Annotated in this window: 1 protein-coding gene and 1 pseudogene; both read right to left on the minus strand. The window is 24.8% G+C overall.

Annotated features, from left to right (window positions below):
• Positions 1 to 4: 4 nt before the first annotated feature.
• On the minus strand, positions 5 to 1,498 hold the full coding sequence (locus AJ887_RS00710) for a glycosyltransferase family 2 protein (RefSeq protein WP_070284663.1): 1,494 nt from the start codon (positions 1,496 to 1,498) through the stop codon (positions 5 to 7).
• Positions 1,495 to 1,830 (minus strand): annotated as a pseudogene (locus tag AJ887_RS00715) (alpha-2,3-sialyltransferase); the annotation flags it as partial. The pseudogene AJ887_RS00715 and the gene AJ887_RS00710, both read right to left, overlap by 4 nt.

Consider the following 1,830-nt stretch of genomic DNA (forward strand, 5'->3'; position numbering starts at 1 on the left):
GTTTTCATTGTTTTTTCCTAAATTTCTTATAAAGCTTAAAAACTCTATAAGGCAATAAGAATAATCCACCTTTATGCCAATTCTTACTAGCCTTAATAAATTCTTCTCCTAATTGATAAGAAAAATGATTTTTTATTTTTAAAGCTTCATTATAATCATCATATGAACTTAAAGGAGGCAAAGCTAAATTTGGATTTTTCTTTATTTTAAATTTATAAGCCTTTTGTTCTTGTTTATGTGAAATAACAATACTTAATATTATAAAAGGTAAAGATAAAAAACCGAATACACTTTTAGAATTTAAAATCAAAGCTTGTCCTAGTTTATAAGAAAGTTGGTTTTGAATTCTTAAAAGAGCTCCTATGTTTGACTTGTCTGAAAAATAAAGTGATTTTAAAATTTTATACTCATTTTTCATACTCCAAGGATCTATATCAAATTCTAAAATAGGAGATGCATGTTTTAACATTTCTACTATAAAAAGATTTTTCAAAATATCAATTTTTCTAAAGTCATGTTGAAATTCTATATGTTTGATTATATTTTTAATCATTATAATACAACTAGCTATATAGTGATATAATTTTGTTTTATAACCATCATACTGAAAATCTTTATAAATACCGCTAATAAATGGAGAGATACTTTCTTTAGAAACCTTTCCTTCGTGACTACAAATGCTATTAGTTCTTATTCTATAAGTATATAATTTCCGATTTAAGATATAAATATACTGCGCTTGGAAAAATAGCATAATGCCAAAATGAAAATCTTCTGAAACAACTTTATCTATAAATTTTAATTTAATCTTTTTTAAAAAGATAAAATCAATCATTCCTTGAATACAAAATGCAAATAGCTTATTATCAAGTTTTTGCATCTCCTCAAACCATTCCAAAGAATGGATTATTCCTTTATCTCTTAAAATCATCCAGGTAAAATTTTCATCTGTTTTATTTTCTTTAACACCGTCATATCGCTTTTTCCAATCAAACCAAACCACTTCAACCCCATCCATTCTAGGAACACATTCTTCTATACAATTTAATTCCCAATAATCATCAGAATCTAAAAAGATAATATAATCAATATCAGGAGCTTTAAAATTTAAAAGTTCATCTTTATTTTTAAAGAAATTTGAACTTTTATATATTTTATAAATATTATAAGGATTATCCTCATTGTCTAGTTTAAATTCTACTAAGGAGTTTTCTTTTAATTCTTGGGTAATGTTTTTAAAATCATATTCTTTACTAAAGAATTCTATGCCTACATTACGAGATGAAGAAAGCCCCCCGTTTTCTTTATCAAAAAGTATAAATCTTTCATCTTTTAAAGTATATTCTTTGGCTATATTGAGTGAGTTTTCATCTGTGCTACCATCATTTACAAGTGCAACTTGTAAATTTTTATAAGTTTGATTGACAACACTATCTAAACATTCTCTTAAATATTTTTCTACATTATAGATTGGGATAACTACGCCTACGGTTTTCATTGTTTTTTCCTAAATTTCTTATAAAGCTTAAAAACTCTATAAGGCAATAAGAATAATCCACCTTTATGCCAATTCTTACTAGCCTTAATAAATTCTTCTCCTAATTGATAAGAAAAATGATTTTTTATTTTTAAAGCTTCATTATAATCATCATATGAACTTAAAGGAGGCAAAGCTAAATTTGGATTTTTCTTTATTTTAAATTTATAAGCCTTTTGTTCTTGTTTATGTGAAATAACAATACTTAATATTATAAAAGGTAAAGATAAAAAACCGAATACACTTTTAGAATTTAAAATCAAAGCTTGTCCTAGTTTATAAGAAAGTTGGTT

Origin of the sequence: Campylobacter sp. BCW_6466 (assembly GCF_001762835.1) — a bacterium.
GTDB classification, from domain to species: domain Bacteria; phylum Campylobacterota; class Campylobacteria; order Campylobacterales; family Campylobacteraceae; genus Campylobacter_D; species Campylobacter_D jejuni.